The 25274-nt window shown below is 70.8% G+C and carries 24 protein-coding genes; 14 read left to right on the top strand and 10 right to left on the bottom strand.

Features of this window, described 5'->3' with window-relative positions; all coding sequences use genetic code 11:
* Positions 1-35 precede the first annotated feature (35 nt).
* Positions 36-854 (top strand): polyphosphate kinase 2, encoded by an 819-nt coding sequence (gene ppk2, locus H1D24_RS09675; protein WP_181657004.1) that lies wholly within the window; start codon positions 36-38, stop codon positions 852-854.
* A gap of 15 nt (positions 855-869) precedes the next feature.
* Here the strand turns inward: ppk2 and H1D24_RS09670 are convergent, their stop codons facing one another.
* Positions 870-1742 (bottom strand): universal stress protein, encoded by an 873-nt coding sequence (locus H1D24_RS09670; RefSeq protein WP_181657097.1) that lies wholly within the window; start codon positions 1740-1742, stop codon positions 870-872.
* A 248-nt stretch (positions 1743-1990) separates the two neighbouring features.
* On the opposite strand from H1D24_RS09670, the gene H1D24_RS09665 reads away from it, so the two are divergent.
* Positions 1991-2470, top strand: coding sequence for a VOC family protein (locus tag H1D24_RS09665; protein ID WP_181657003.1), 480 nt, complete (start codon positions 1991-1993; stop codon positions 2468-2470).
* 124 nt (positions 2471-2594) lie between these two features.
* Positions 2595-3836 (top strand): FUSC family protein, encoded by a 1242-nt coding sequence (locus H1D24_RS09660; protein WP_181657002.1) that lies wholly within the window; start codon positions 2595-2597, stop codon positions 3834-3836.
* Positions 3837-4043: 207 nt separating this feature from the next.
* Here the strand turns inward: H1D24_RS09660 and H1D24_RS09655 are convergent, their stop codons facing one another.
* Positions 4044-4607 carry a hemerythrin domain-containing protein gene (locus H1D24_RS09655; RefSeq protein WP_181657001.1) on the bottom strand — a complete coding sequence of 188 codons (564 nt, stop codon included), beginning with the start codon at positions 4605-4607 and terminating at the stop codon, positions 4044-4046.
* A gap of 329 nt (positions 4608-4936) precedes the next feature.
* Between H1D24_RS09655 and H1D24_RS09650 the strand changes: the two genes are divergently transcribed.
* Positions 4937-6166: a PP2C family protein-serine/threonine phosphatase gene (locus H1D24_RS09650; RefSeq protein WP_181657096.1), complete on the top strand. Its 1230-nt coding sequence runs from the start codon at positions 4937-4939 to the stop codon at positions 6164-6166.
* 26 nt (positions 6167-6192) lie between these two features.
* On the opposite strand, the gene H1D24_RS09645 is transcribed toward H1D24_RS09650, so the two are convergent.
* The 3 genes from H1D24_RS09645 to H1D24_RS09635 all read right to left on the bottom strand — a co-directional run bounded on the left by H1D24_RS09645 (position 6193) and on the right by H1D24_RS09635 (position 9904).
* Positions 6193-6711 carry a mycothiol transferase gene (locus H1D24_RS09645; RefSeq protein ID WP_181657000.1) on the bottom strand — a complete coding sequence of 173 codons (519 nt, stop codon included), beginning with the start codon at positions 6709-6711 and terminating at the stop codon, positions 6193-6195.
* A gap of 196 nt (positions 6712-6907) precedes the next feature.
* On the bottom strand, positions 6908-8014 hold the full coding sequence (locus H1D24_RS09640) for an NAD(P)-dependent alcohol dehydrogenase (RefSeq protein WP_181656999.1): 1107 nt from the start codon (positions 8012-8014) through the stop codon (positions 6908-6910).
* A gap of 402 nt (positions 8015-8416) precedes the next feature.
* Positions 8417-9904: an aldehyde dehydrogenase family protein gene (locus H1D24_RS09635; RefSeq protein WP_181656998.1), complete on the bottom strand. Its 1488-nt coding sequence runs from the start codon at positions 9902-9904 to the stop codon at positions 8417-8419.
* Between the two features lie 206 nt (positions 9905-10110).
* On the opposite strand from H1D24_RS09635, the gene H1D24_RS09630 reads away from it, so the two are divergent.
* The gene (locus H1D24_RS09630) at positions 10111-10551 is read left to right on the top strand and encodes a MarR family winged helix-turn-helix transcriptional regulator (RefSeq protein ID WP_309484266.1); all 441 of its coding nucleotides are present in this window, start codon (positions 10111-10113) and stop codon (positions 10549-10551) included.
* Positions 10552-10663: 112 nt separating this feature from the next.
* Here H1D24_RS09630 and H1D24_RS09625 read toward each other — a convergent pair whose 3' ends face one another.
* Entirely contained in the window at positions 10664-11071 is a 408-nt protein-coding gene (locus H1D24_RS09625; protein WP_181656996.1) for a hypothetical protein, read from the bottom strand.
* 230 nt (positions 11072-11301) lie between these two features.
* Between H1D24_RS09625 and H1D24_RS09620 the strand changes: the two genes are divergently transcribed.
* Complete coding sequence (locus H1D24_RS09620; RefSeq protein ID WP_181656995.1) at positions 11302-12117, top strand: PP2C family protein-serine/threonine phosphatase; 816 nt, start codon at positions 11302-11304, stop codon at positions 12115-12117.
* 4 nt (positions 12118-12121) lie between these two features.
* A complete protein-coding gene (locus H1D24_RS09615; RefSeq protein WP_181656994.1) occupies positions 12122-13132 on the top strand; it encodes an MASE1 domain-containing protein in 1011 nt (336 codons plus the stop codon).
* Between the two features lie 39 nt (positions 13133-13171).
* Here the strand turns inward: H1D24_RS09615 and H1D24_RS09610 are convergent, their stop codons facing one another.
* Complete coding sequence (locus H1D24_RS09610) at positions 13172-13813, bottom strand: HAD family acid phosphatase (protein ID WP_181656993.1); 642 nt, start codon at positions 13811-13813, stop codon at positions 13172-13174.
* Positions 13814-14065: 252 nt separating this feature from the next.
* Positions 14066-14509 carry a cupin domain-containing protein gene (locus H1D24_RS09605; protein WP_181656992.1) on the bottom strand — a complete coding sequence of 148 codons (444 nt, stop codon included), beginning with the start codon at positions 14507-14509 and terminating at the stop codon, positions 14066-14068.
* Positions 14510-14813: 304 nt separating this feature from the next.
* Between H1D24_RS09605 and H1D24_RS09600 the strand changes: the two genes are divergently transcribed.
* The 7 genes from H1D24_RS09600 (at position 14814) to H1D24_RS09570 (ending at position 23881) form a co-directional block, all read left to right on the top strand.
* Positions 14814-16037: a D-alanyl-D-alanine carboxypeptidase family protein gene (locus H1D24_RS09600; RefSeq protein WP_181656991.1), complete on the top strand. Its 1224-nt coding sequence runs from the start codon at positions 14814-14816 to the stop codon at positions 16035-16037.
* A 120-nt stretch (positions 16038-16157) separates the two neighbouring features.
* Positions 16158-17489, top strand: a complete 1332-nt coding sequence (locus tag H1D24_RS09595; RefSeq protein ID WP_181656990.1) for a substrate-binding domain-containing protein — start codon at positions 16158-16160, stop codon at positions 17487-17489.
* A gap of 92 nt (positions 17490-17581) precedes the next feature.
* Complete coding sequence (locus tag H1D24_RS09590; RefSeq protein ID WP_181656989.1) at positions 17582-18916, top strand: ABC transporter substrate-binding protein; 1335 nt, start codon at positions 17582-17584, stop codon at positions 18914-18916.
* A 72-nt stretch (positions 18917-18988) separates the two neighbouring features.
* Complete coding sequence (locus H1D24_RS09585) at positions 18989-19978, top strand: carbohydrate ABC transporter permease (protein ID WP_181656988.1); 990 nt, start codon at positions 18989-18991, stop codon at positions 19976-19978.
* The gene (locus tag H1D24_RS09580; RefSeq protein ID WP_181656987.1) at positions 19975-20838 is read left to right on the top strand and encodes a carbohydrate ABC transporter permease; all 864 of its coding nucleotides are present in this window, start codon (positions 19975-19977) and stop codon (positions 20836-20838) included. Before H1D24_RS09585 ends, H1D24_RS09580 begins: the two co-directional genes overlap by 4 nt.
* A 116-nt stretch (positions 20839-20954) precedes the next feature.
* Positions 20955-21992 carry a hydroxyacid dehydrogenase gene (locus tag H1D24_RS09575; protein ID WP_181656986.1) on the top strand — a complete coding sequence of 346 codons (1038 nt, stop codon included), beginning with the start codon at positions 20955-20957 and terminating at the stop codon, positions 21990-21992.
* Positions 21989-23881 carry a DUF2264 domain-containing protein gene (locus H1D24_RS09570; RefSeq protein WP_181656985.1) on the top strand — a complete coding sequence of 631 codons (1893 nt, stop codon included), beginning with the start codon at positions 21989-21991 and terminating at the stop codon, positions 23879-23881. Before H1D24_RS09575 ends, H1D24_RS09570 begins: the two co-directional genes overlap by 4 nt.
* A gap of 12 nt (positions 23882-23893) precedes the next feature.
* Here H1D24_RS09570 and H1D24_RS09565 read toward each other — a convergent pair whose 3' ends face one another.
* Both H1D24_RS09565 and H1D24_RS09560 read right to left on the bottom strand, forming a co-directional pair.
* Positions 23894-24409, bottom strand: coding sequence for a hypothetical protein (locus H1D24_RS09565; RefSeq protein ID WP_181656984.1), 516 nt, complete (start codon positions 24407-24409; stop codon positions 23894-23896).
* On the bottom strand, positions 24406-25236 hold the full coding sequence (locus H1D24_RS09560; protein WP_181656983.1) for an L-histidine N(alpha)-methyltransferase: 831 nt from the start codon (positions 25234-25236) through the stop codon (positions 24406-24408). The genes H1D24_RS09565 and H1D24_RS09560 overlap by 4 nt, the downstream gene beginning before the upstream one ends.
* Positions 25237-25274: the final 38 nt, after the last annotated feature.

Raw genomic sequence — 25274 nt, 5'->3', positions numbered from 1 at the left:
GTCGTAGGTGAGCGTCGTCGGGGTGAGGAGGCGGTATGGCCGGGACGAAGCCGGAGGAGTCGGCAGCCCTGCCGCGGAAGGTCTACGAGCGCGAGCTGCTGCGGCTGCAGACCGAGCTCGTGAAGCTCCAGGAGTGGGTGCGCGCCGAGGGTGCCCGGCTGGTGGTGGTGTTCGAGGGGCGGGACGCCGCGGGCAAGGGCGGCACGATCAAACGGGTCGCGGACCGCCTCAATCCGCGGGTCGCGCGGATCGTCGCGCTGCCCACGCCCACCGAGCGCGAACGGACCCAGTGGTACTTCCAGCGGTATGTCGCGCATCTGCCCGCGGCGGGCGAGATCTCGCTCTTCGACCGCAGCTGGTACAACCGCGCGGGCGTCGAGCACGTCATGGGCTTCTGCACGAAGGAGGAGCACCAGCGCTTTCTGCACCAGTGCCCGATCTTCGAGCGGATGCTGGTGGAGGACGGGATCCTGCTGCGCAAGTACTGGTTCTCGGTGAGCGACGCCGAGCAGGAGAGGCGCTTCCGCCAGCGCCTCGAGGACCCGACGAAGCGGTGGAAGCTCTCGCCGATGGACCTGGAGTCGATCACCCGCTGGGAGGACTACTCGCGCGCCAAGGACGACATGATGGTGCACACCGACATCCCCGAGGCGCCCTGGTTCGTGGTCGAGAGTGACAACAAACGCCGGGCCCGGATCAATATGATCGCCCATCTGCTCGATTCCGTCCCCTACCACGAGGTGCCGTATCCGGACCTCGAACTCCCGCCCAGGCCCCCGTCCAAGGGCTACGAGCGCCCGCCGCGCGATCTGCAGACATACGTCCCCGACCACGCGGCGACCCTTACGGAGTGAGAAGCCGGCCACGGCTCAGGCCCGCTGCGGTACGACGGCGACGGGGCACGCGGCGTGGTGCAGCACCGAGTGGGCGATCCGGCCCAGCTGGAGGCCGAAATTACCGTGATGGCGCTGGGCACCGACGACCAGCAGATCGGCCATGGCGGACGCCTCGCGAAGCACCCTGCGGGCCGTCCCCTCGACGGTCCGGCGACACAGCGTGACACCGGGATGGTCCTGCTCGGCCTCCTCCAGCACCTCGTCGAGGATCTCCGCGGCCCGGGTCTCGTGGTAGTGCGCCGGGTCGCCGACCATCAGCGGATGGTTCGGGGTCTCATGCGCGGGGCGCCGCCAGGCCCGTACGGCGTACAGCTCGGCACCGCGGGCCTCGGCCTCCTCCAGCGCGAAACGTACGGCGGCCGTACCCCGGGGCGGTTCACCCACGCCCAGGACGACACGCCGGTGCACGCTGTGCGGATCGTGGATGCCGCGCAGCACGATCACCGGGCAGTCGGCATGTGCGGCGACCGCCAGGCTCACCGAGCCGAGCAGCAGCTCTGCCAGACCACTGCGCCCACGCGAGCCCGTGACCAGCACCGAGGCGTTCCGGCCCGCGCGCAGCAGGGCGGTCACCGTGTCCTCGGGCAGTACGGCCGTCGAGATCTTCACCTCCGGATTCCGCTGCCGGGCCAGCTCGGCCGCAGCGCCGACGATGTTCTCGGCGATCACCCGCTCGGAGGGGCGGCCCAGTTCCTCGGCGAGGGCAGCCCCTTCGTATTTCTCCCACAGCGACGCGTGCACGACGCGCAGCTGGACCCCGTGCAGCACGGCCTCGTCGGCGGCCCACTCGGCGGCCCGAAGACTCGGCTCAGACCCATCCACGCCCACGACCACCGGCAGCTCCATGGCTCCCACCGCCTAGACCTCACCAGCTGGAACACCCTGATGCGGTGCTGGGTGCCCCCGATCGGGCCGCTGACACTGGTTCCGGACGACACTGGTCCGGTCAGGACCGTGCCCAAGATCGGTAGATACGGGCGGCGGCCCAACGGCGAGCTCCACATGGACGAACCAGACACCCGCCGGGCACCGATGAGTTTCCGGCCCCGGACGGGTCGGTACAGGTGCACACGCTCATCTGCGAGGAGGTACCGATGGCAGCAAAGGGATTCACCACGTGCCTGTGGTTCGACGGGCAGGCCGAGGAAGCGGCGAACCACTACATCTCGATCTTCAAGGACTCCAAGCTGGGGAGGATCGTCCGTTACGGCGAGGCCGGGCCGGGTCCCGCCGGCTCTGTCGTGACCGTCGAGTTCGAGGCCAACGGCCAGAAGTTCGTCGCGCTGAACGGCGGGCCGGAGTTCGCGTTCACCGAGGCCATCTCGTTCCAGATCTTCTGCGACGACCAGAAGGAGCTCGACTACTACTGGGACAGGCTCTCCGAAGGCGGCCAGGGAGTCGCCTGCGGCTGGCTCAAGGACAAGTACGGCGTGTCCTGGCAGGTCATCCCCGCCGGCCTCATCGAGATGATCAGCGACCCAGAGCCTGCAAAGGCGAAGCGCGCCACCGAGGCGATGCTCTCGATGGTCAAGCTCGACATCGCCGCCCTGGAGAAGGCGTACGCCGGCGAGTAGGACCACCCGTACGACCACCGGCTCCGTCCCGCCCCTCGGTCACAGCCACGCTTCCCCCACGCGCTGCGGCACCCTGTACCACGTTGGTGGTCTGTGGTGCCGCAGAGCCGGGAAGTGACCAAGGATGCCTGAAGTACGTGGTGCAGCAGTGGCTGCACCGGTGGCCGAGTTCGTGAAGCGGAGCCGCGAGCCTGTCGTCGTACAGACGCTGCGTTCCACCGCGGCAGCCACCATCGCCTATGTCGTCGCCCTCCAGCTGAGCAGCGAGCCGGCGCCGCTGACCGCTCCGCTCACCGCACTGCTGGTCGTACAGGTGACTCTCTACGCCACGCTGACCACCGGCATCCGCCGGGTGAACTCCGTCGTGGTCGGCGTGCTGATCGCCATCGGGTTCAGCGCGCTGGTCGGGCTGACCTGGTGGAGCCTGGGCCTGATCATCCTGGCGTCCCTCACCGTCGGCCATTTCGTCCGCGTGAGTGAGTTCGTCCCCGAGGTGGCGATCAGCGCCATGCTCGTGGTCGGCGTGACCCGGGTGGCAGACACCGCGTGGGACCGGGTGCTGGAAACTCTGATCGGCGCCGCGGTGGGCCTGGCCTTCAACTTTCTGCTGGCCCCGCCCGTCTGGGTCGGCGAAGCGGGCGCCTCGATCGAGGACCTGGCCCGCCGTATGCGCCGGCTGATGCTCCGCAGCTGCGAGCAGCTGACCTCTCCCACGCCGCCCGACCAGGCCGCCGACCAGCTGCACGAGGCGCGTCGGCTCGACCACGACATCGCCGACGTCGACGCGGCACTGCGGCAGGCCGAGGACAGCCTGCGGCTCAACCCGCGGGTGAAGGAGGGGCTGCTCCACCGCGTCGTACTGCGGACAGGCCTCGACACCCTGGAGATCTGCACGGTCGTGCTGCGTGTGCTGGCCCGTACCCTCACCGATCTTGCCAAGATACGGAGGACCGACGAGCCGCTCCTCCGGCGGGACATCGGTGTGGCCCTGCAGGAGCTGCTGGGACATGTCGCCGATGCCGTGGTCAGTTTCGCGGTGCTGGTCACGACTCAGGTCAGCGAGAACGCCGAGGCCGCCGAGGCCCGACTGGCCGGCGAACTGGCGGCGGCCAACGCGAGCCGCGACAAACTGGCACTCGTACTGCTGGAAGGCGTGCAGCAGGACCCCCGCAACTGGCACCTCCACGGTGCGCTGCTCACCGAGGTCAACCGGATCCTCGACGAGCTGGACATGGAGCACCGCTCCAAGCGCTTGTTTGAGGAGCTCGACCGCAACGCGCGCGAGCAGCGGGAGCGCCACCCGTGGCTGGCCCGCATCCGCCACCGGCTCGGCAGCGACCGGCCATCGCGGGAGGACACGCCGTGACGCCGCTGCGCACGCCACGGCACGCCCCCGCGCCCCCGCGGCCGCGTCGGCCCTGTGCACGCCACGACCGTAAGCGCCCTGGTGAGGCCGCGACCGTGGGGCGCTCTGGTGACGCCACGGCCGCAGGACCCTGGCACGCCTCTGCCCGGCACGTGGACGATCCACGGCCGGGCAGATCCCCGCTCTCAGAACGCTCTCCGGCCGCTCTCAGGACTCCTTGCCGCGTCCGGTCAGCGTGTCGCGCAGCCGGTCGACCAGTCCGACGCCGGGCGCCAGCAGCTTGTTGAGGGGCGGCTGGTCGGGAGCGGACGGATGCGGGCGGGTGGGCGCCGTCTTCTTGGCCTGCCTGAACTTGTCCCCGAGTTCGTTGAGCGTCTCCGTGCTGCAGGACTCGCGCAGCCGTGGGAAGAGGTTCTCCTCCTCGTCCGTGATGTGTTCCCGGATCTCTGTGATCAGCTGGGTGATCAGCGTGTCGAACTGGGGATCATCGGCCTCGCAGCTCTCCAGCTCCTTCATCGTGCGCTCGGCGCGGGCGTGGTCCTCCAGCTCCTTGTCCGCGATTTCGCCACCGCCCGGGACGTGTTCGCGTACGGCCGGATAGAGATACGCCTCCTCCGCCACCGAGTGCCGGACCAATTCGATGGTCGCCCGGTCCGCGTGCTGCTTCCGCATTGTGTCGCCGGACGGCAGCCCCTCGATGTTGACGAAGATCTCCTCGACTTCCTCGTGGTCGGTGATCAATTCGGCGATGACGTCTCCGCCGTGTCCCATTTCGCTGCTCCTCTGTGCGTTCCGAGGCCTTCCCCTCCCGTACGAAGACCCGTCCGGACGACAGTGAAACCCCTCCGCACGGGAACCCCCGCGTTCCGTTCGCGGGAACACCTCGGCTACGCCCCATCGGACCAGGAACGATGGTCCGCCCGGCCGCACGAGTGAGGCCCCGGAGGGGGCAGGAGGAAACCGCTCCGGCGGACGTGGAAAGGCGCCGGTATTCCCACGGGAATTGGCCGGACGAGGCTTCCGTCCGTCCGAGGAGGGCTTCCTGTCTATTCTGGGAGCTCCGGGAGATCGGAATGGGCGTCGGTTCAGGCGGGCAGATCATGCGAGAGTCCGGTATCGACTACGAGGGCGTATTCCAGGCGCTTCCCAGCGCCGCGCTGGTGCTCGATCCGGAGCTCGTCATCCTTGACGCGAACCAGGCATATCAGCGCCAGTCGGGGCTTCGGCGCGACCGGCTGATCGGCCGCCACCTGTTCGACGTCTTCCCCGACAATCCAGCCGATCCCGCCGCGTCCGGAACGCGCAACCTCCGGGCGTCCCTCGAACGGGTGGCGGCCACCGGGCAGCCCGACAGCATGGCGCTCCAGCGTTACGACGTGCAGGTACCCGACCGGCCCGGCGTGTTCGAGGAGCGGTACTGGAGCCCGATCAACGCTCCCGTTCTGGATCAGGACGGGAAGGTGGTGCTGCTCGTCCACCGGGTCGAGGAGGTCACCGAGCTCATGCGCGCCCGTGGGCAGGCGGACGGCGGGGACCAGCAGCGGCTGATGGAGGCCGACCTCTTCACCCGCGCCCGGGAGCTGCAGGAGCTCAACGAGCGGCTGCGCGAGGCCCACTCGCGGGAACGAGGGGTGGCCCTGGCGCTGCAGCGGGCCATGCTGCCGTCGCCCGAGCATATTGGGCGCCACAGTGTGGCGGTGCGCTACCGGCCTGCCGTCGGGACGCTGAACGTGTGCGGCGACTGGTACGACCTCGTCGATCTGGAGGAGGGCCGGATCGCGGTGACCGTCGGCGACGTCGTGGGTCATGGTCTGGAGGCGGCGTGTGTCATGGGGCAGCTGCGCAGCGCGTTGTCTGCCGCCGTGCGGGTCGCGGAGGGGCCCGCGGAGGCCCTGGACGCGCTGGGTCTGTACGCCAGATCGGTGGAGGGCGCCGAGTCCACCACCGCGGTCCTGGCCGCGATCGACCACGAAGCCGGGACCGTCACCTACAGCAGCGCCGGGCACCTGCCGCCCGCCGTTCTCGACCCCACCGGTGCCGTGCGCTTCCTCGACAAAGCAACCGACCCTCCGCTCGGTGCCCGCGTCAAGCATGTGCCCCGGCCGCAGGCCCGCACGTACTTCGCAGAAGGATCCGTCCTCGTCCTGTACACCGACGGCCTCATCGAGCGTCGGGGCGAGGACATCTACGCCGGCCTCGGCCGGCTCGCCGACTGCCTCACGAGGCACCGGGCCCTGGGGGCCGAGGAACTGGCCGACGTCCTCCTCACCGATCTGCTTCCGAGCACCGGGAACACCGACGACACGGCTCTGGTCATTCTGCGCCTGTGACGACGCAGGGGCTCACGGCACGTTGGTCAGTCCTCCTGATGACGCTCCAGCACGCCGCGTACGAAAGCCGCCTGGCCCGCATGCTGGAGGTCGTCCTCGATGACGCTGACCAGGCGGACGCCGAGGGTGACCGGAGGGGTCCAGCTCTCGTCCACGACGCGGTCGAGGTCGCCCTCCTGGAGGCCGCTGAGAAAGTCGAGGGTCTGCTCGTGCACGGCGTCGTAGTACCCGAGCAGCAGTTCGCCCGACTCGACCTTCATCTTCCCGACCTGTCGGCTGCTGTGGCCGAACCCGGTCGCCCGCTTCGCGTAGGGAAGTCCGAAACGGCCTGCCCAGTCCTGGGACAGCCATACCTGCTCGACGCCTGCGACGTCGGAGATGTGGTCGTCCTGAACCCGGGTCAGGTGCCACACGAGCCAGGCGATCGAGTTGGCCTCGGGATCGATCCGGGCGGTGAGCTCCTCGGGCGAGAGCCCTTCGACGGCGGCGTGTACCGCCTCCTGGATGCGGCCGTAGCCGTCGCGCAACACATCCGCACTGTTCACGTCCTGCCCCTTGCCCGTCGCGGCTTGCCGTCGGCACCGGTCCGCGTCGGAACCGTGCCTGCCGTTTCCACAATGGACGAGCTCCTGCCGCCCCGCAGCGAGAAGCACATTCGAGGCGCGGGCGTGCCTCAACGCAAAGGGCCGCCGCGGCGTGCGGCGCCGCGGCGGCCCGGTGGTCCTGCGCGTTCCGGATGGATCAGAACTTCAGGACCGGCTTGATTGCCTCGCCGGACACCACGTCCCCGACGGCTCGCTGGATCTCCTCGAACTTGTAGTGCTTGACCAGCCGGTCGACCGGCATACGGCCGGAGGCCACGAGCTCGACCAGGACCGGGATGAGGGACTCCGTCTCGCTGTCGCCGAGGGTCAGACCGACCACCTGGCGGCCCGGCAGCATGAAGTTGACGTCCACCGGCACGGTCGAGCCGAAGGCCGGGGCTCCGACCAGGACCGCCGTGCCGCGGGCGGCCAGAGAGCCGATCGCCGCGCCCGCCACCTGGATGTTGCCGGTCGTCTCCACCACACCGTCAGCGCCCTGGCCACCGGTGATCTCGGCAACGGTCTCGTTCAGGTCGTCGCTGGTGGTGTCGATGGTGTGGGTCGCGCCGAGCTCGCGCGCCAGCTCGAGCCGGGCGGGCACGCGGTCGACGGCGATGATGCGCGTGGCGGGGGTCAGGCGGGCCGCCATGACCGCGGACAGGCCGACCGCGCCGGCGCCGGTGACGACGAGGCTCGCGCCGGGCCGGGGCTTCAGTACGTTCCACACGGCGCCCGCACCGGTCTGCACGCCGCAGCCGAGCGGCGCCATGAGCTCCAGCGGCACGTCGGCCGGGACCTTGACCAGGCTCCGTTCGTCGACCAGCGCGTGCCGGGCGAAGGACGACTGGCCGAAGAAGTGCCCGCCGATGGCCTCACCGCCGCGGGTCAGTGTGGCCGAACCGTCCGCGCGGGATCCGCCCAGCAGGTTCAGCGGCAGCCAGGCCTCGCAGTACGCGGGGTGACCGTCGCGGCAGTTGGCACATCGGCCGCAGGAGGTGAAGGACAGCAGGACGTGGTCACCGGGCTTGACCCGGCTCACGGCGGAGCCGACGGCCTCCACGACACCCGCGCCCTCGTGGCCCAGCACACCGGGCAGCGGGAAGGGCAGCCCACCCGCGGCGACACCCAGGTCCGTGTGGCAGACGCCCGCGGCGACCATGCGTACGAGGACCTCGTCCGGGCGGGGTTCGGCGAGTTCGACCTCGGAGAGGGAGAAGCCGGCGCCTGCCGACTCGACGACAGCCGCGGCAGTGGTGGTGGTCATGTGCAAGCTCCTTGCGGACGGCGCGGGCCGGCCGGGGAAGTGACCCGGTCGGGGAGTGTGGAAGGCCGATCGAGTGCGATGCCGATCGGATGGGATGCCGATCGAGTGGGATGGGGCCTCGCAGGGGAGGGACGAGGCCCCACCGAGTGGGGAGGGACGAAGCCCCACCGGGTGGGGAAGCCCTCGCCGGGGAAGAGCAAGAGTCTAGTGAGCCGGTCCAGGACTCTCGCCGGCACGGGCGCGGGCGGACCGGCCAAGCGGTGGTCCGGCCAGGGGGGTGGGCAGGCCGGGCCGCGCGCCGACCGGGCGTGAACGGGCCGAGCCGGGGTGGTGCGGGGTGCGGACATGAGGTTGTACGGGCGCCGGCGACCCGCGGGTCCTGCCGTGCTGGGGAACAGCCCGTCAGGCCAGCGAGATCACCACGGACTTGACCTTGGTGTACGCCTCCAGCGCCTCCGGCCCGTACTCGCGTCCGAAGCCGGACTGCTTGACGCCGCCGAAGGGGATCGCCGGGTCGAGCATCGCCCAGTCGTTGACCCAGACGATGCCCGCCTGCAGCTTGGCCGCCACCCGGTGCGCGCGGGCCAGGTCCGACGTCTGCAGGCCGGAGGCCAGGCCGTACGGCGTGCTGTTGGCCATGGCCACGGCCTCGTCCTCGGTCTCGAAGGACTGCACGGTCAGGACCGGCCCGAAGATCTCCTCCTGCACGGCGCGCGAGTCGTTGCCCAGGTCGGCGATGACGGTCGGCTTGTAGTAGTAGCCGCCGTCGAGGCCGAGCCGCTCGCCGCCTGCGACGATGCGGCCGCCTTCCTCCTTGGCGATGCGGACGTACTCCTCGACCTTGGCGAGGTGCCTTTCGCCGGCCATCGGTCCGATGACGGTCGCCGGGTCGAACGGGTCGCCGACCGGCACACCGGGGACCGCCCCGGCGAGCGCGCCCACCACGGCCTCGTACAGGGAGCTGTGCACCAGCAGGCGCGGTCCGCCCATGCAGAACTGGCCGGTGTTGAAGACGAAGCCCTTGATGGCGGCGCCGATCGCCTTCTCCAGGTCGGCGTCCTCGAAGACGATGTGCGCGGCGTTGCCGCCGAGTTCCATGGTGACGGGCTTGAGGGCCTCACCGGCGACGGCGGCGGCATGGCGGCCGATCTTCGTCGAGCCGGTGAAGGCGACCTTGTCGATGCCGGGGTGGCGGAGCAGCGCCTCGCCGACCGCGGTGCCGCTGCCGGTGACGACGTTCAGCACGCCGTTCGGGACTCCGGCCTCGGCCAGGATCTCCGCCATCAGCAGGGCGCTGAGCGGGGTGTCCTCGGCGGGCTTGTGGACCACGGTGTTGCCGGCGGCGAGCGCGGGAGCGATCTTCGAACTGCTGAGGATCAACGGGAAGTTGAAGGGAGTGATCGCGCCGACCACGCCGAGCGGCTCACGGCGGGTGTAGGCGTGCGAGGGGATCGGGATCTGCCGGGTGGAGCCCTCGATGGTCTGGGCCAGGGCCGCGCAGTACTCGTACTCCTCGGCGGCGGTGGCGACGTCGACCACGCGGCACAGCGACACCGGCTTGCCGACGTTCGCGCTCTCGGTGGCGACGAGTTCGTCCGCGCGGCGGCGGATGATGTCGCCCACGCGGTTCAGGATGCGGGCTCGCTCGCGGCCCGGAAGCTGCGCCCAGCCACTCTCGTCGAACGCCTTGCGCGCTGCCGCGACGGCGGCGTCGAGGTCGGCGGCGTCGGCCTCCGCGACGGTCGTCAGTACCTGGCCCGTGGACGGATCGATCACGTCCCGGCGGCCCTTGGCGTCCGCTTCGCGCCACTCGCCGTCGATGAAAAGCCTGCCCGGTTCGATGTGCGGCCTGCGCACGGTGGAGGCGTTCTGCTCCTCGGAAAGGGACATGGCCCGCTCGCCTTCCCGGCGCGGCCGCTCGCCGCACCGCACAGATGGTGGCCGCACCACTGCGACCAACAGGTTTCCTGATGATTACGCCCCATGGCGCCGATGGCAAGAGCCTGGGCATAATCAGGAAACCTGAATGTCGAAGACGGCGGAGGAGCCACGTGGCGCGCACAGCCAGCAGGAGCGGCGACGGAGGAGCGACGGGCATCGCGGAGGTCCCGCATCCGACCCTGCTGTACACGATCAAGCAGGTCGAGCTGGTGACCCGCTCGCACCTGGACGAGCTGGTCAAGCCGGCCGGTATCACCGCGCTGCAGTACACCGCGCTCACGGTGCTCCGCCGCCGCGACGGGATCAGCTCCGCGCAGCTCGCCCGCAACTCGTTCGTCACGGCGCAGTCCATGGCGGACATGGTCACGGCCCTGGAGCGGCGCGGCCTGATCACCCGCCGCCGCAACCCGGACAACCGGCGGGTCCTGCTCCTCAGCCTCACCGAGGCGGGCCGGGACCTGCTAGACACGTACGAGGAGGCAGTGAGGGAGCTCGAGGAGCGGATGCTCTCCGGCCTGACCCCCGCTCAACGACGCAATCTGGCGGATTACCTCAACCGCTGCCGTGCGGCCCTGTCGGAGATTCCCCCGCACTGAACGACTACCGCCGGGGCACCGCCGTATCGCGGTCTCGTATCCGACATCACGGTGTCCGGCGGCTGCGGGCCGGGCGCGCGTCGGCCCGGCCCCGCGGGCCGGTTGCGGCCGGCTACTTCGTCGTCAGCCGCAATTGGACCTCGGTCTCCTGGTCGCCGGAGACCTTGCCGACCACCTCTACGGCGAACACGGCGCCCAGGGTGTCGCGCATACGGTCGACCGCGTGGTAGCCGCCCTGGATGTTCGCGACGACGGGACCGCTCAGCTCCGCGGGTTCGGCCACGGCGCCCAGCTTTCCGGCGGCCCCTGGCTCACACACGTCGAACGTCGCGTTCCAGACGGTCGGGCGGGTGGCGTGGGCCTCGTGCGGCACCTCATTGGGCCGGCGGTCGCATCCGAAGGATGTGCGCAGGGCGGAGAAGACGGTGTGAGCGTCCTGCGCCGAGCATTCGCTGAGCTCCACCGTGACCTCTGGTTCATGTGCCTGGACCTCTGGCTCATGCGCTTGAGTGCTGTTCACCCTCGGTTCGCTCCTCTCCTCACAGGACGCTCTGCCCCTTTACAGCCTCACCCTTCGGCGCCGCGGCGGCGACCGGGACGAGGGGCATGGCACCGGGGTACCCCTCATGTCCCCCGTCGGAACGCGCGCCGTCCCACCGCATGGTCACCAGAATCAACCAGCAAAAGACACCTGTAACAGCGGTAACGTGATATGTGGCGCAACTCCGACAAACACCGGAGTGTTATGCCATGCCCAGACGCCGTACTGGTCCGCCCACCAGCGCCGAAGAGCGATTGCGCACGCTCGGTGAGCTCACCGGCCAGATACTCGAGCGCATCAGGTTGCAGCAGGCCCGCGTGGAGCTGGCCGCCGCACTGCAGCGCCAATGCCTGCCCACCGAGATACCGCCCCTGCCGGGTCTGCGGGTCGCGGGACGGTACGCACCCGCCAGGGACGGTCTGGACATCGGCGGCGACTGGTACGACGTCTTCCGTATGCCGGACGGCTCGGTGGGGGCCGCGATCGGAGACGTACAGGGCCACGATGTCGAGGCCGCGGCCTACATGGGGCAGGTACGCACCTGCCTGCGCGCCGTCGCGGTGGCCACCACTGACCCGGCCGAGGTGCTGCGCCGCACGAACGACCTGCTGGTCTCCATGGGCTCCGAGCTCTTCGTGACCTGCTTGTTCCTGCGCTTCGAGCCGGCGACCGGCGAGCTGACGGTTTCCCGCGCCGGACACATTCCCGCGGTCTGGGCGACGACCGACGGCCGCTGCGAGGTCGTCATGGCCGACGGCGGTCTGCCCCTGGGCATCGTGTCCGACGAGAAGTACCCGTCGACGCACCGCCTGCTGACGGGCAAGGGAGCCTTCGTCCTGCTCACGGACGGCGTGGTGGAAGGCCCGAGCTACGAGATCGAGGACGGCCTCGACCGGGTGGCCGCACTGGTACGTGCCGCGTGCGGAGCAGACCCCGACACCCTGGCCACCGAAGTGATCAAGGTGGCGGACCTCACCGGCCACAGCGACGACGCCGCCGTGCTCGTACTCACCTACGACAGGTAAGGCCATGACCGCTGTGGCGCGCAGCAACGAACGGCTCCGGCACTGCGCCGCGCTGGGCCTTCGGATCGCTGCCGTCGCGGCGGTCTACTACGCGGCCGCCAGGATCGGGCTGATGCAGGAGTTGGTCCGTGGGCAGATCACACCGTTCTGGCCGCCGACCGGTATCGCCCTGGTCGGCCTCCTGCTCTGGGGCATACGGATCTGGCCGGGGATCGCTATCGGCGCGTTCCTGGTGAATGTGTCGCTCGGTCCTTCGATTCTTCCGGTGGTCGCGATCGCGGTCGGCAACACACTGGCCCCGGTCTGCGCGTATCTGCTGCTCGGACGGGCCGGCTTCCGCATCGAGATGGACCGGCTGCGGGACGCGCTCGCCCTGGTCTTCCTGGGCGCGCTGGGAGGAATGCTGATCAGTCCGACCCTCGGAACGGGGGTGCTGGTGCTCTCCGGCGCCCTGGCGGCCGACGAGTTCTGGCCTGCCTGGTCGGTGTGGTGGACGGGCGATGCGATGGGCGTGCTGGTCGTCGCACCGCTCCTGCTGGCCATCCGCACCTACCGGTGGCCACGTGGCGTTCCCGTCCACCGGTGGGCCGAGGCAGCGGCCCTGCTGGCCGGAACCGCCGTCGTCGGCGCGGTGGCCACCCGCAGCACCCTCGGCCTGCTCTTCCTCGTGTTCCCCTGCCTGATTTGGGCGGCGTTCCGCTTCCAGCTGGCCGGCGCCGCTCCCTGCGTACTGATCGTTTCGGTCATCGCGATCGATGCGGGCACGCAAGGGGTCGGCCCGTTCTCCGGGCACGACCTCCTCGCCAAAATGGTCACCCTGCAGGCCCTCAACGGGTCCGTCGCCCTGACAGCCCTGCTGCTCGCGGTCACCATCACCGAGCGGGACCGCACCCGCCGGGAGATCGAACAGGTCTGCCGACGGCTGACCGAGGCGCTGGCGCGGCTGACCCCGGTCGAGAAGGGCGAGGCGTGGCCGCCCACCCGGTCGCGAAAGGAGCGTGGCCGGGACGCGTAACCCGTTGCGAGCTGCTCATGCCCCCGGAACCGAGGCGCCTCAGGACAACTGCCCGTCGTAGTCGGGCAGTTTGAAGGTCCGCTCGGCGCGGCCGCCGACGAGGTCGGACTCGCGGTTGCCGACGTTTGCGATGATCGTGTAGCCCTGCGCCTCGATCTCGGCCCGCTTGCTGGTCTTGTAGGCACTGACCTCGTCGAACAGGTCAGGAAGGTCGCGTACGTAAATGCCGGAGACGGGATAGCCCACGGCCTTCAGATTGGCTTCCGTGAGGCTCTTGATGATGCCCGGCCGTGCGGTGACGAAGAAGACGGCGACACCCCGGGACTTCGCGTACCGGGCCAGCTCCAGGGATGGCTTGACGGCCGGGGTGGGCAGCTCGTACCAGGGGTGGAAGTCCGTCTCCAGCGTCGTGTTGTCGACGTCGAAGACGATGGCGAGCTTCTGCCCGGCGGCGTTGGCGGTGCGCTGCTGGACATAGGGCAGCGCCTGGTCGATCACTGCCCGCACGTCGTTCTGCCAGGTGGCGTGATCGACCTCGGCCTGCAGTGCCGAGGCGGCGGTCGTCGTCGCTGCCGGGGCCGCGGCGGCCGCCGGCACGGTGGCGGCGGCGTTCACCCCCAGGCCCAGGGCCGCAACGACCGAAACCGCGCCGATCCGCTGACGCACACCGCGTCCTGTCATGGTCCGCTGCTCCTTGAAGTGGGGGGTCGGCGAGCGCGACCACTTCGCCCTCGCACGTCGCTGTCATGCTCACGATCTCGGGTGCACGCGAGGCTACCGGCAGGTAACCGACCGGTAGAAGACTCTCGACGAACAACTTCTTGGAGTGGGGACAACGGAGTTGGCCCTGAGAGGGCCGGGGCGGCTGACCAACAGCGGTCAGAGGGCCGGAGATTGGAGAAACCCCTCCGGCCAGCGAGGGCAAGCCTCGGCTCAGTCCAGCAGGCGGAAGTCCGCGTAGTCGAAGCCGGGCGCGACGACGCAGCTCACCAGCACCGGCTCGTCCCCTGCCGGACGCGCCGACTGCCAGACGCCGCCCGGCACCAGGACCTGCGGGCGCTCCCCCTGCTCAATGCCCGGCCCCACCCGGACCGTCTCGGACTCGCTCCCCGGCTCGGCACCGTCCCCGCCGAGGAACAGATCCAGCGGCCCGCCGCGGTGCCACAGCCACAACTCGTCCGAGCGGACCGTGTGCCAGCGGGATTCCTCGCCCGGACAGAGCAGGAAGTAGATGGCCGTGGCGGCCGGCCTGGTGCCCGTATAGCCGTCGGGCCGGAACATGTGACGGGCGGTCCACGTCTCGGTGAACCATCCGCCTTCCGGGTGCGGCTCCAGGTTCAACTGCACTGCCAGGGCCGGGCGTTCTCTCTTGGTCACCGGCACAGTCTGCTACGCGAGGCTCTCCGCGCGCCGCAGGCGGGCCATGATCCACCCCCCGGCGGGGTCGGAGGCGAGGCGTTCTGTGGTCCTCCTGCCGATTCGGGTACGGCTACCGCGCACAGCTTCCGGCGGACGCACCCGCCGGCCGGGCTGTGGCGGCCACCCGCCGGCCGGGCTGTGGCGGCCACCCGCCGGCCGCGGCCGGGCAAGGACGCAACCCCCACCCCATTCCCCCTCCCGGACGCAGCCACCCGGATCAAGCCGATCTGCGAACTTCGCCCCGTCTTCCTACGGTGGCTGAATGGCAGTCAGACACTTGCTGCGCTCCTACGTCATCCGTGCCGTTGCCCTGGCCACCGGCGCACTCATCCTCCTGCCCGCGCCGGCGGCGGCGCTGTCCGCAGCCGAGCCCGCGCCTCCCCGACCCCGGCCCGCTCCCCCGCGTTCCCTGCTGGACGGACCGGGAACGAAGGTACGGGTCACCCGCAGCACACCGGACCTGCCCGAGGATCTGTCCGCCCTGTCCTGGCTCGTGGCCGATGCGGACACGGGTGAGGTGATCGCCGCTCGGAACGCCCATCGCCGACTGCCGCCCGCCAGCGCGCTGAAGACGCTGTTCGCCGTCACCGTCCTTCCACATCTCGACCCGCGCAGACGCCACACGGCCACCGACGAGGAACTCGCCGACGTCGGCGAGGGCAGCAGCCTTGTCGGCGTCTCGCCCGGACTGACGTACAGGGTGGCGGACCTGTGGCGAGGAGTGTTCCTGATGTCGGGCAACGACGCCGTGCGTGTGCTTGCGGCCATGAACGGCGGGCTGGAGACCACCGTCCGGCAGATGCAGGAAAAGGCGCGCGCCCTCGGCGCCCGGGACACCCGCGTGGTGACTCCCGACGGCTATGACGAGCCGGGGCAGGTGTCCTCCGCGTACGACCTTGCCGTCTTCGGGAGGGCGGGGCTGCTGGATCCGGATTTCGTCCGGTACTGCTCGACCGCCGAAGCCGACTTCCCCGGTGACGGCTACTCGTACCCGATCACGAACACCAACCGGCTGCTCACCGGTGCCGACGGTGTGGGCCGGTATCCCGGACTGATCGGCGTCAAGAACGGATACACCAGCAACGCCGGATACACCCTGATCGCGGCGGCCCGCCACGAGGGGCGCACCCTGCTGGTGACGGTCATGAACCCTCAGTCGGACGACGGGCAGGCGGTGTACGAGGAGGCCAGGGAGCTGCTGGACTGGGGGTTCGACGCGGTGGGCGGCGGCGTCAGGCCCGTCGGATCGCTGCTGCCTCCGTCGGCGGCGCGCCCGGCCGCCGCCGCCGAGCCGACCGATCAGGCCACGCAGCACCAGAGGGCCGAGAAGGCTGAGGGCGGCCGCCCCGGGGAGCCGGCCTGGCCCGTCTTGGCGATCGCCGGCACCGGCTCGGCCGTCCTGGTATCGGGAGTGCTGGCGACCGGTGTCCTCGTGATGGTCCGGCGCCGGAACAAGCAGCAGGCCGGAGGCGGGGAGCCTGCGTGACCGGCAAAGCCGCGATGGCCGGCCGCGTCTGTGTGTGGACAGCGAGGGGCAACCGATCGTTATGCTGCGCCCCAAAGCGTTCAAACGCACAATGCGCACGGACTCGGCGAGGGGGCCGTCATGCGGGAGCCGGTCGAACTGAGGCGTCAACGGATCCTGGCGGTCGTCCAGTCGCGCGGCGCGGTCCGCGTCACCGATCTCGCGGCTGAGCTGAACGTCTCGGTGGTCACGGTCCGCCGGGACGTCGAGGAGCTCGCGCGAGCCGGCAAACTGCGCCGCGGACACGGGGTGGCCCGGTCGGCCGTGCCCGTCGAGGAGAGCTCGGCGCCCGACGAACCGCCCGCGGACGGTGACACGGTCGCCCTGGTCGTACCGGAGCGCCATTCGTATCTCTTCGAGACGCTGCACGGCGCGCGGCCGGTCCTCGAGGAGGCCGGGCTGCGTATCGCCCTGCACATCGCGCCGCAGGTGCCCGGGGCGGAACGCCCCCTGGTGGAGCGCGCGCTGGCGGGCGGCGCGCGCGGGCTGCTGATCGCTCCCCGGTGGCGCAGCGCCGCCGCCGAGGAGGCGGACTACGGCTGGCTGTCGGGGCTGGGCGTGCCGACGGTGCTGATGGAGCGGCGGCCGCGGCGCGGCAGTGCGCTCCACGCGCTGGACTCGGTGTGCTCGGACCACTGGTACGGGATCCATCTCGCCGTGGACCACCTCGTCTCGCTCGGTCACCGGCGGATCGTGCTCGCCGCGCGGAACGACAGCCCGACGGCGCGCGCCATCCGCGCGGCCTTCGCCGACATCGCCGCCGGGCGACCGGAGATCGAGGACTGGGCGATCACCCTGAGTTCCCCGGATGCCGTGCCCGAGCTGGGTGGCCCGGGCCCTTACGCGGCCGTCGGGCCGGCGAACTCGTCCAGCAGCAGCATGACTTCGGCCGGCGGGGGCGCGGCTTCGTCCGGCGGCACCGGCGCGTCGGCCGACGGGGCACATACGCAGGGCGCCCCCGCACCGGACGGCGGCCGCACGGTCCCTGCCCACGGCTCCGGCACATCCCCCGGCGAGGCCACCGCCTCCGCAGCCGAGAACACGCACGTAGATCTCGCCGGCCTGCTGCGCGAGCGCGGCGCGACCGCCGCCCTGCTGCACGGCGACGTGGACGCTCTGATGCTCGTTCAGCACCTCATGGACAGCGGCGTGAAGGTTCCGCAGGACTGCTCCGTTGTCGCGTACGACGACGTGGTGGCCGCCCTCGGCAGTACGCCGTTGACGGCCGTGGCCCCGCCGAAGGCGGCGATCGGGCGCGCGGCCGCCGAATTGCTGCTGTACCGGCTGACGCGGCCGCACGCGGCGGGGGCCGAGCCGGCGCGCAGGATCGAGCTGCTGCCCGAGCTCAAGGTGCGCGGCTCCGCACTGCCGATTCCCGTTACCGCCGATTCCCGTTCCGGACTGAGCGTTTGACCGTTTCAACGATCTTCTGATCGATCTATTGACCCAGACCGTTCATGCGATCAGTATTCCCGTGTCTCGAAGAGGAGCCGCGGGAGGCACTCATGCCCGGTCGACAGAGCCGTCGATCCGTGCTCGCCGCGATCACCGCCCTGCCGCTGACCGGTGCCGTAGGCGCCTGCAGCACAAGCGACGGAAACGGTCGATCGCGCAGCACCAGCAGGACCACACGCATCACCTTCTGGTCAGCCCTGCGTGGCAGCCAGGAGGTCGTGGACGCGTTCAACCGCACGCACGACCGCATCCAGGTCGATTTCCAGCAGATCCCCTCGGGCGGCCAGGGCGGCTACGCCAAGCTCAGCAACGCCGCCCGCGCGGGCAACGCCCCGGACGTCGCCACCATCGAGTACCCGCAGGTGCCCGGCTTCGCCATCGACGGCGTCGCCCGTGACATCACCTCGCTGGTCAGCGACCGGCTGCGCGCCAAGCTGCTGCCACAGGCACTGGGCCTGACGACATTTCAGGGACGTCAGTACAGCGTCCCCCTGGATGTCGAGCCGATGGTCATGCACTATCGCACCGATCTCTTCGACGAGTACGGCCTCGAGGTCCCCCGCACCTGGGACGAGTTCGCGGAGACGGCGCGGACGGTGCGGCGCAAGGCGGGCGACCGGCGGCTCGTGCTCTTCCCCACGGACGGTGCGATGCAGTTCGCGGCCTACTCCTGGCAGGCGGGCGCCCAGTGGTTCGACACCCGCGACGGTGCCTGGAACGTCTCGCTCGCCGACGAGCCGACCCGGCGCGTCGCCGCGTACTGGCAGCGGCTGGTCGACGACGACGTGGTCTTCATGAACGCGGTCGAGAGCCGGCAGAGCGACGCCCAGATCGGGGAAGGGCTGGTGCTGACCCGGCTCAGCGGCGCCTGGGACGCGGGTGCGCAGATGAACGCCCGCCCGGCCCAGAAGGGCCAGTGGAAGATCGCACCACTCCCCCAGTGGGACCCTGACCGGCCGGTCGTCGGCACCCACGGCGGCTCCACCTTCGCCGTCACCAAGGACAGCAAGCACCCCGAGGCCGCCATGGAGTTCATCGAGTGGCAGGTCTCCCACCCCGACGCGCTCCGTGCCCGTTTGTCCAGCGGCACCAGCAGCCAGTACCCGGCCGCCCCGGATCTCGTCGCCGTCGGCCGGAAAGCCTTCGACCGCTCGTACTACGGCGGTCAGGACATCTACACCCTCTTCGAGGAGCAGGCGGCCGCGATCCGCGACGGCTGGGTCTGGGGCCCGCGTATGACGGCGACCCAGCGGGTCATGCAGGACGGCTTCGCCAGGGCGAGCGGCGGCCAGGGTTCGCTCATCGGCTCCGTACGCGCGGCCCAGGACGGCACCATGCCCGACCTGAAGGCGCTGGGGCTTTCCACGACCGAGCACAGCACATGAGACGCGCGGTTGCCATGAGCACCGGAGCCCTCTCCTCTCCCTGCGCCCGCTCGAAAGGCAGGTGACATCCCCATGACCACCACAGCCCCGTCCCACGCCACGGCCGCTTCCCGCGGCGCCGCCCGCTCCGGCCGCGCGGTCGCGCACGGCTCCCGCAAGGCCGCCCGCCGCCGTCAACTCGCCGCGGCCGGTGTGCTGATGACGCCGTTCTTCCTCCTGCTGCTGACGGTCTTCCTGATCCCGGTCGGGACCGCCGTAGGCTTGAGCTTCTTCAGCGACGACCAACCCGGCCTCGGCTTCGGCCCCGAGCGCACCGTCTTCGTCGGGCTCCGCAGCTACGCCGCCGTGCTGACCGACCCGACCTTCCTGTCGGGGCTCGGCACGGTCGCCCTGTACTGCCTGATCTACATCCCGCTGATGGTGATCGGCGCCCTCGCGCTGGCCCTGCTGCTCGACTCCGGAGTGGTCCGTCTGAGGTCCTGGGCACAGCTCGGACTGTTCCTGCCGCACGCCGTGCCGGGGATCATCGCCGCCCTCATCTGGCTGTATCTCTACACCCCCGGCATCAGCCCGGTGATCGAACTGCTGGGCAAGGCCGACATCACGATCGACTTCCTCGGCGTGCACACCGTGCTGCCGTCCATCGTGAACATCGCGCTGTGGAGCAACCTCGGCTACAACATGGTGGTCTTCTACGCCGCGTTGCAGGCCGTCCCCCGCGAGGTCATCGAGGCATCGGTGGTCGACGGCGCGGGACCGGTCCGTACGGCGCTGCTGGTGAAGACGCCGCTGGTGCGCTCGTCGATCGTGATGGTCGCGATGTTCACCCTCATCTGGGCGCTGCAGCTGTTCACCGAGCCGATGCTGCTGAGCCAGTCCTCACCGATGATCAACTCGCGCTTCTCGCCGAGCATGTACATCTACGACGCCGCGTTCACCCGCAACAACTACAGCCTGGCCGCTGCCGCCTCCGTCGTGCTGCTGATCTGCACGATCGCCCTGTCGTACGGGGTCACCCGCTGGACCAGCCGCGCCGGCTCCGCCGAGGAGGCAACCCGATGAGCGCATCCCACACCACCGCGCTACGTCCCCGGCTGCTGGGCCGCTCGACCGTCAACGCCGTCGTCGCCCTCTCGGTCCTCTACACGCTCCTGCCGGTCCTCTGGCTGGTGCTGGCAGCCGCCAAGAACCGGGACGCGCTCTTCGGCAGCGACCTGCTGTCGCTCGGCGACTTCTCCTTCGTGCAGAATCTGCGCGACCTGTTCGCGATGGACGGCGGGCTGTACGGACGCTGGTACGTCAACAGCCTGCTGTACGCCGTCGTCGGGGCCGCAGTGGGCGCCCTGGTGAGCGTGGCCTGCGGCTACGCCTTCGACAAGTACCGCTTCCGGCACAAGGAGAAGCTGTTCGGGCTGGTCCTCGCCGCGGTGATGGTGCCGCAGACCGTGCTGGCGCTTCCGCTGTATCTGATGGCCTCGGGCGCCGGCCTGGTGAACACCTTCTGGGCGGTGTTCATCCCCGTCCTGTTCAACCCGTTCGGCGTCTATCTCGGGCGGATCTTCAGTCAGGGCTACGTACCGGACGAGGTCCTGGAGGCGGCGCGCGTCGACGGCGCGGGCGAACTGACGACCTATCTGCGGGTCTCCTTGCGGATGCTGGGGCCCGGACTGGTCACCGTCTTCCTCTTCCAGCTCACCGCCATCTGGAACAACTTCTTCCTGCCGATGGTGATGCTCTCCGACCAGGAGCTCTATCCGGTGAGCCTGGGCCTCTACCAGTGGAACAGCTCGGCCACCGTCTCGCCCGAGTACTACCCGGTCGTCATCATGGGCTCGCTGCTCGCGATCGTGCCGCTGATCCTCGCCTTCGCCCTGCTGCAGCGGTTCTGGCGGTCGGGCCTCACGGCGGGGTCCGTCAAATAGCCGCACTGGGGCCGTGGTTCCACATCCGCCGACCGTCCACAGCACTCCCGCGGTTCCAGGAGACAGCAGTTCCAAGAGACACAGCAGTTCCAGGGGAACGGAGTTCCAGGAGTCACATGCCCAACTCAGTACCAGGCACAAGTGCCCGGCCCCGTCCGCGTGCCGCCCTCGCCATGTCGCGGGACGCCGCGGCGGCCGTCCTCGATCCGCCGTCCCTGGCCGCGCTCGGCGAGGTGTGCGACCTCGCTCCGCTGCCCGTGCTCGACGACTTCACCACCGAGCACGCCCGTACCGTCCTCGCGGACGTCGAGCTCCTCGTCACCGGCTGGGGCTGCCCGCGCCTCGACCAGGCCGTACTCGATGCCGCGCCCCGGCTCCGTGCCGTCGTGCACACCGCCGGTTCGGTCCGCCCGCACATCACCGATGCCTGCTGGGAGCGCGGCATCGAGGTGTCGTCGGCGGCCTCTGCAAACGCTCTCCCGGTGGCCGAGTACACGGTCGCGATGATCCTGCTGGCAGGAAAGCGCGTCCTGGAGCGGGCCCGCGACTTCCGCTCGACCCGGCGGCGCGACAACTGGCTGCACACGCCCTCCGGCGTGGGCAACTACCAGCGCACCGTCGGCATCCTCTCCGCCTCGCTCGTCGGCCGCCGCGTGATCGACCTGCTGCGCCCGTACGATCTGCGCATCCTGCTGCACGACCCGTACGTCCCCGACGACGAGGTGACCGCACTGGGTGCCCGCCCGGTCGGACCGGCCGAACTCTTCGCCCAGTCCGACATCGTGAGCGTCCACACCCCGCTGCTGCCCTCCACCCGAGGGCTGGTCAGCCGCGAACTGCTCACGGCCATGCGCCCGGACAGTGTGCTCATCAACACCGCGCGCGGTGCCGTCGTGGACCAGGGCGCGCTCACGGATCTCCTGCTGGAGGGCAGGATCCGTGCTGTTCTGGACGTCACGGATCCCGAGGTGCTGCCGCCCGGCCATCCGCTGTGGGACTGCGACAACGCTCTCCTCACCCCGCACCTCGCCGGCTCCCAGGGCAACGAGTGGCGGCGGCTCGCCGAGCTGGCCGTCAGCGAGGCGGGCCGCTGGGCCGCGGGCGACGGCTTCGCCCATCCCGTACGACGCGAAAGGCTGGCATTCCTGGCATGAGCTCGCCGCTGCAACTCCCCGAAGACGACCGTGAACTGAGCCCGTACACCGGTTACACCCGGGCCCACTGGGAAGCCGCGGCCGACGGACTGCTGCGCGCCGCATGGCGGTGGGCCACGCCCGGCGGCGCCCTGCTCGACCTGCCGGGGAGGCCGTCACGGTCAGGTGTGCGGTCGGACGGCCTGGAGGGCTACGCCCGGACGTTCCTCGCCGCCGCGTTCCGCGTGGCAGGCGCGGACGGCAAGGACCCGCACGGGTGGCTCGACCGGTACGCGGACGGCATCGCCGCGGGAACGCGCACCCCCGGCCGTGACGACACCGAGTCCTGGCCGCTCATCCTGGACCACGATGTGCAGGGCCAGCCGATGGTCGAGTCCGCTTCCGTGGCCCTCGGGCTGCGGCTCACCCGGCCGTGGCTGTGGGACCGGCTGGAGCCGGACGTGCAGGACCGGGCCGAGGAGTGGCTGCGCGGCGCTATCCGCCATGTCCCCGCGCCGAACAACTGGTACCTGTTCCCCTTCACCGTGGCCGGTTTCCTGGAGTCGGTCGGGCGCGGCGACGCGGAGACGGCCCGCGCCCACGAGCGGGCCCTGGACCTGATGGAGACCTGGTACCGCGGCAACGGCTGGTACGCCGACGGCGACGGCCGCGCCTTCGACCACTACAACGGCTGGGCTCTGCACCTCTATCCCGTGCTCCACGCGCACCTGGCGCAGGACACGGATATGTCGGTGCTCCACGGTGCCCGGCTGCGCGAGCACTTGGAGGGTTTCGGGCTGTTCTTCGGCGCCGACGGCGCCCCGCTCCACTACGGACGCTCGCTGTCGTACCGCTTCGCCGCCGGTGCGGCGGTGGGCCTGGGCGCGGTCACGGGCCATACCCCGCTCACACCGGGAACGTCGCGGCGGCTGCTGAGCGGATCTCTGCGCTACTTCCTCGACCGCGGGGCGGTCGACGAGGACGGCCTGCTCACGTTGGGCTGGCACGGCCCGCACGAGGCGACGCTGCAGACCTATTCGGGCCCCTCGTCGCCGTATTGGGCGTCGAAGGCCTTCGTGTCGCTGCTCGCCCCCGCGGACCATCCGCTGTGGACGGCGACCGAAGAGAGCGCTCCCAGCGAGGACGCCGACCGCGTACTGGCGCTTCCGGCTCCCGGCCTGCTCGTGCAGAGCACCCGCGCGGACGGGATCGTGCGACTGCACAACCACGGCAGCGACCATGTCCGCCCGCACGAGGGCGAGTCGGCTGCCGCGGACGATCCGCACTACGGCCGCCAGGCGTACTCGACACGGACCGGGCCCACGGCGACCGCCAACGTCCACGACAACCACCTGTCCGTGGAGGTCGCCGGGGTCCGCAGCGTCCGCCGCCGCATCCGGCCGCTGGGCGCGGGGCACGGCGACGGCTGGGGCTGGGCGGCCTCCTGGCACCTTCCGGTGTTCGTCTCGGGTCCGCCTATGGTGCCGGGGTTGCGGGTGGAGAGCGTCACGGTGGTGCGGGGACGCTACGAACTGCGGGTGCACCGCGTTATCGGTGCCCCGCCGGGGGCCCGCCTCGTACAGACGGGCTGGGCCACCGGCCCCGACGAGCCGCTCGTGTCTGCCCTCCATCCGCTGCACGGCTGGCGGGACCTCGACGAGGCTCGCGCGCCGCAGGGCACGGCCTTCACCCGCTGGGCGCGCGTTCCGCGCCTGACGGCCGGTGCGGAGGGTACGGGGCTGTACGCCGCCCTGGCCATGCTCTCGGCGGAGCCCGATCCGGCGCCGTTGTCCGCCGCCGTGACGGCGGTGGTGGTCGAGTCGGACCGGATGGAGGTGCGGTGGGCGGAGGACGGGTCCCTCACCCGGGTCGCCTTCGATCCGCTGGAGGTCGAACAGCAGGAGGCCTAGTCTTCGGGACGCCTAGCCTTCGGGTGGCATGGCGGCGGCGCGACGCCGCAGGCGGGGGCGCGGGTGCCGGGTGACTCGCCTTGCCTCCAGCCCAGTCGGGCGTACGTGCTGCTTGGGGCCGGCGTCGGCTGCGGTGTCGGAGCCGACGTCGCCTGCGGCCCCAGGGCTGCGGTCGGCTCCGCCCGTGGGGCTGCAGTCGGCTCCAGCCCTCGGGCTGCGGTCAGCTGTGGCCCCGGAGCTGCCGTCGGCTCCAGCCCCCGAGCCGCCGTCAGCCGCGGCCCCCGAGCCGCCGCCAGCCCGGGCCCCCGAGCCGCCGTCAGCCCGGGCCCCCGAGCCGCCGTCGGCCGCGGCCCCGGAGCTGCGATCGGCTGCGGTCCGGATTTCGTCGCGGACCCGTACGGCGTCCCGGTCCTCGCCGTCCGCGCTGCCGTACAAGCGGGGCCGCGGGTGGGGCCGGCGGCGGTGGCTGGGCTCCAGACCGCAGACGAGGAGCGCCAGCAGGGCCAGGGCGATGAGTGAGGCGGTCATGACGGCCGCCCCGCTCCCGGGTTCACGGCGACGGCCTTGAAGAACGTGTAGAGGAACGTGCCGCCGTCAGCTGCGGTCCGGTGCAGGTCGGCGATGCCGCGGTCCCAGTCGGCCCGGTTGGTGAGGCCCGCGGCGAGTGCCTCGTCACGGACGGATTCGACCATCGCGATGAAGGTGTTCCGGGTGAAGCCGTCGACCAGCGTGGGCCGGGTGTCATCGGCGTACATCGTCCGCGGCTCGACGACCACGTCCGCGTAGCCGGCACCGGTCAGCAGCGGTTGCAGCTGCCGGCCCAGCAGCGCGTTGCCGCCGGCGGCGGACTGCAGGCGCACCTGGTGGCCGATCACTGCGTGGGCGTAGGAGCTGTCGGGGTGGAAGAGGGCGGAGCCGTGGTCGCCCTCGATCACGGTGACGGTGCCGCCCAGGCGCAATACGCGCCGGAGCCCGGCCAGTGCCCGCGCCGGGTCCGGCAGGTGTTCCAGCACGAAGCACACGAAGACGTGGTCGAACTCCGCGTCGGCGAACGGCAGGTCGTGGAGGTCCGCGCGCACCCAGTCCACCCGCGCCCACGGGGCCCGGGCCGCCACGCGGGCGCGCGCCTGTGCAAGTGAGGCGTCGGAGACGTCCACCGCTACGAAGTGCGCGCCTGGGCTTCCGGCCGCCAGGTGGACCGTCTGGGCGCCCGTGCCGCAGCCGACCTCGAGCACCCGGCTGCCCGCCGGATATGTGGTGCCGGCATGCAGCAACTGTGCCAGCGTGTCCGCCTGATCGCCCAGGCGACGCGTCTCGTGCGCCGAGTAACCGTGCACGTAACCGACTGTGGTCATCGTCTGTCCCCCGCTTTCGTCATCGCGGCCGCCGGCAG

The sequence above is a fragment of the Streptomyces himalayensis subsp. himalayensis genome (genome assembly GCF_013778455.1).
Classification (GTDB): Bacteria; Actinomycetota; Actinomycetes; order Streptomycetales; family Streptomycetaceae; genus Streptomyces; species Streptomyces himalayensis.
This window is presented reverse-complemented; position numbering and strand designations above follow the sequence as displayed.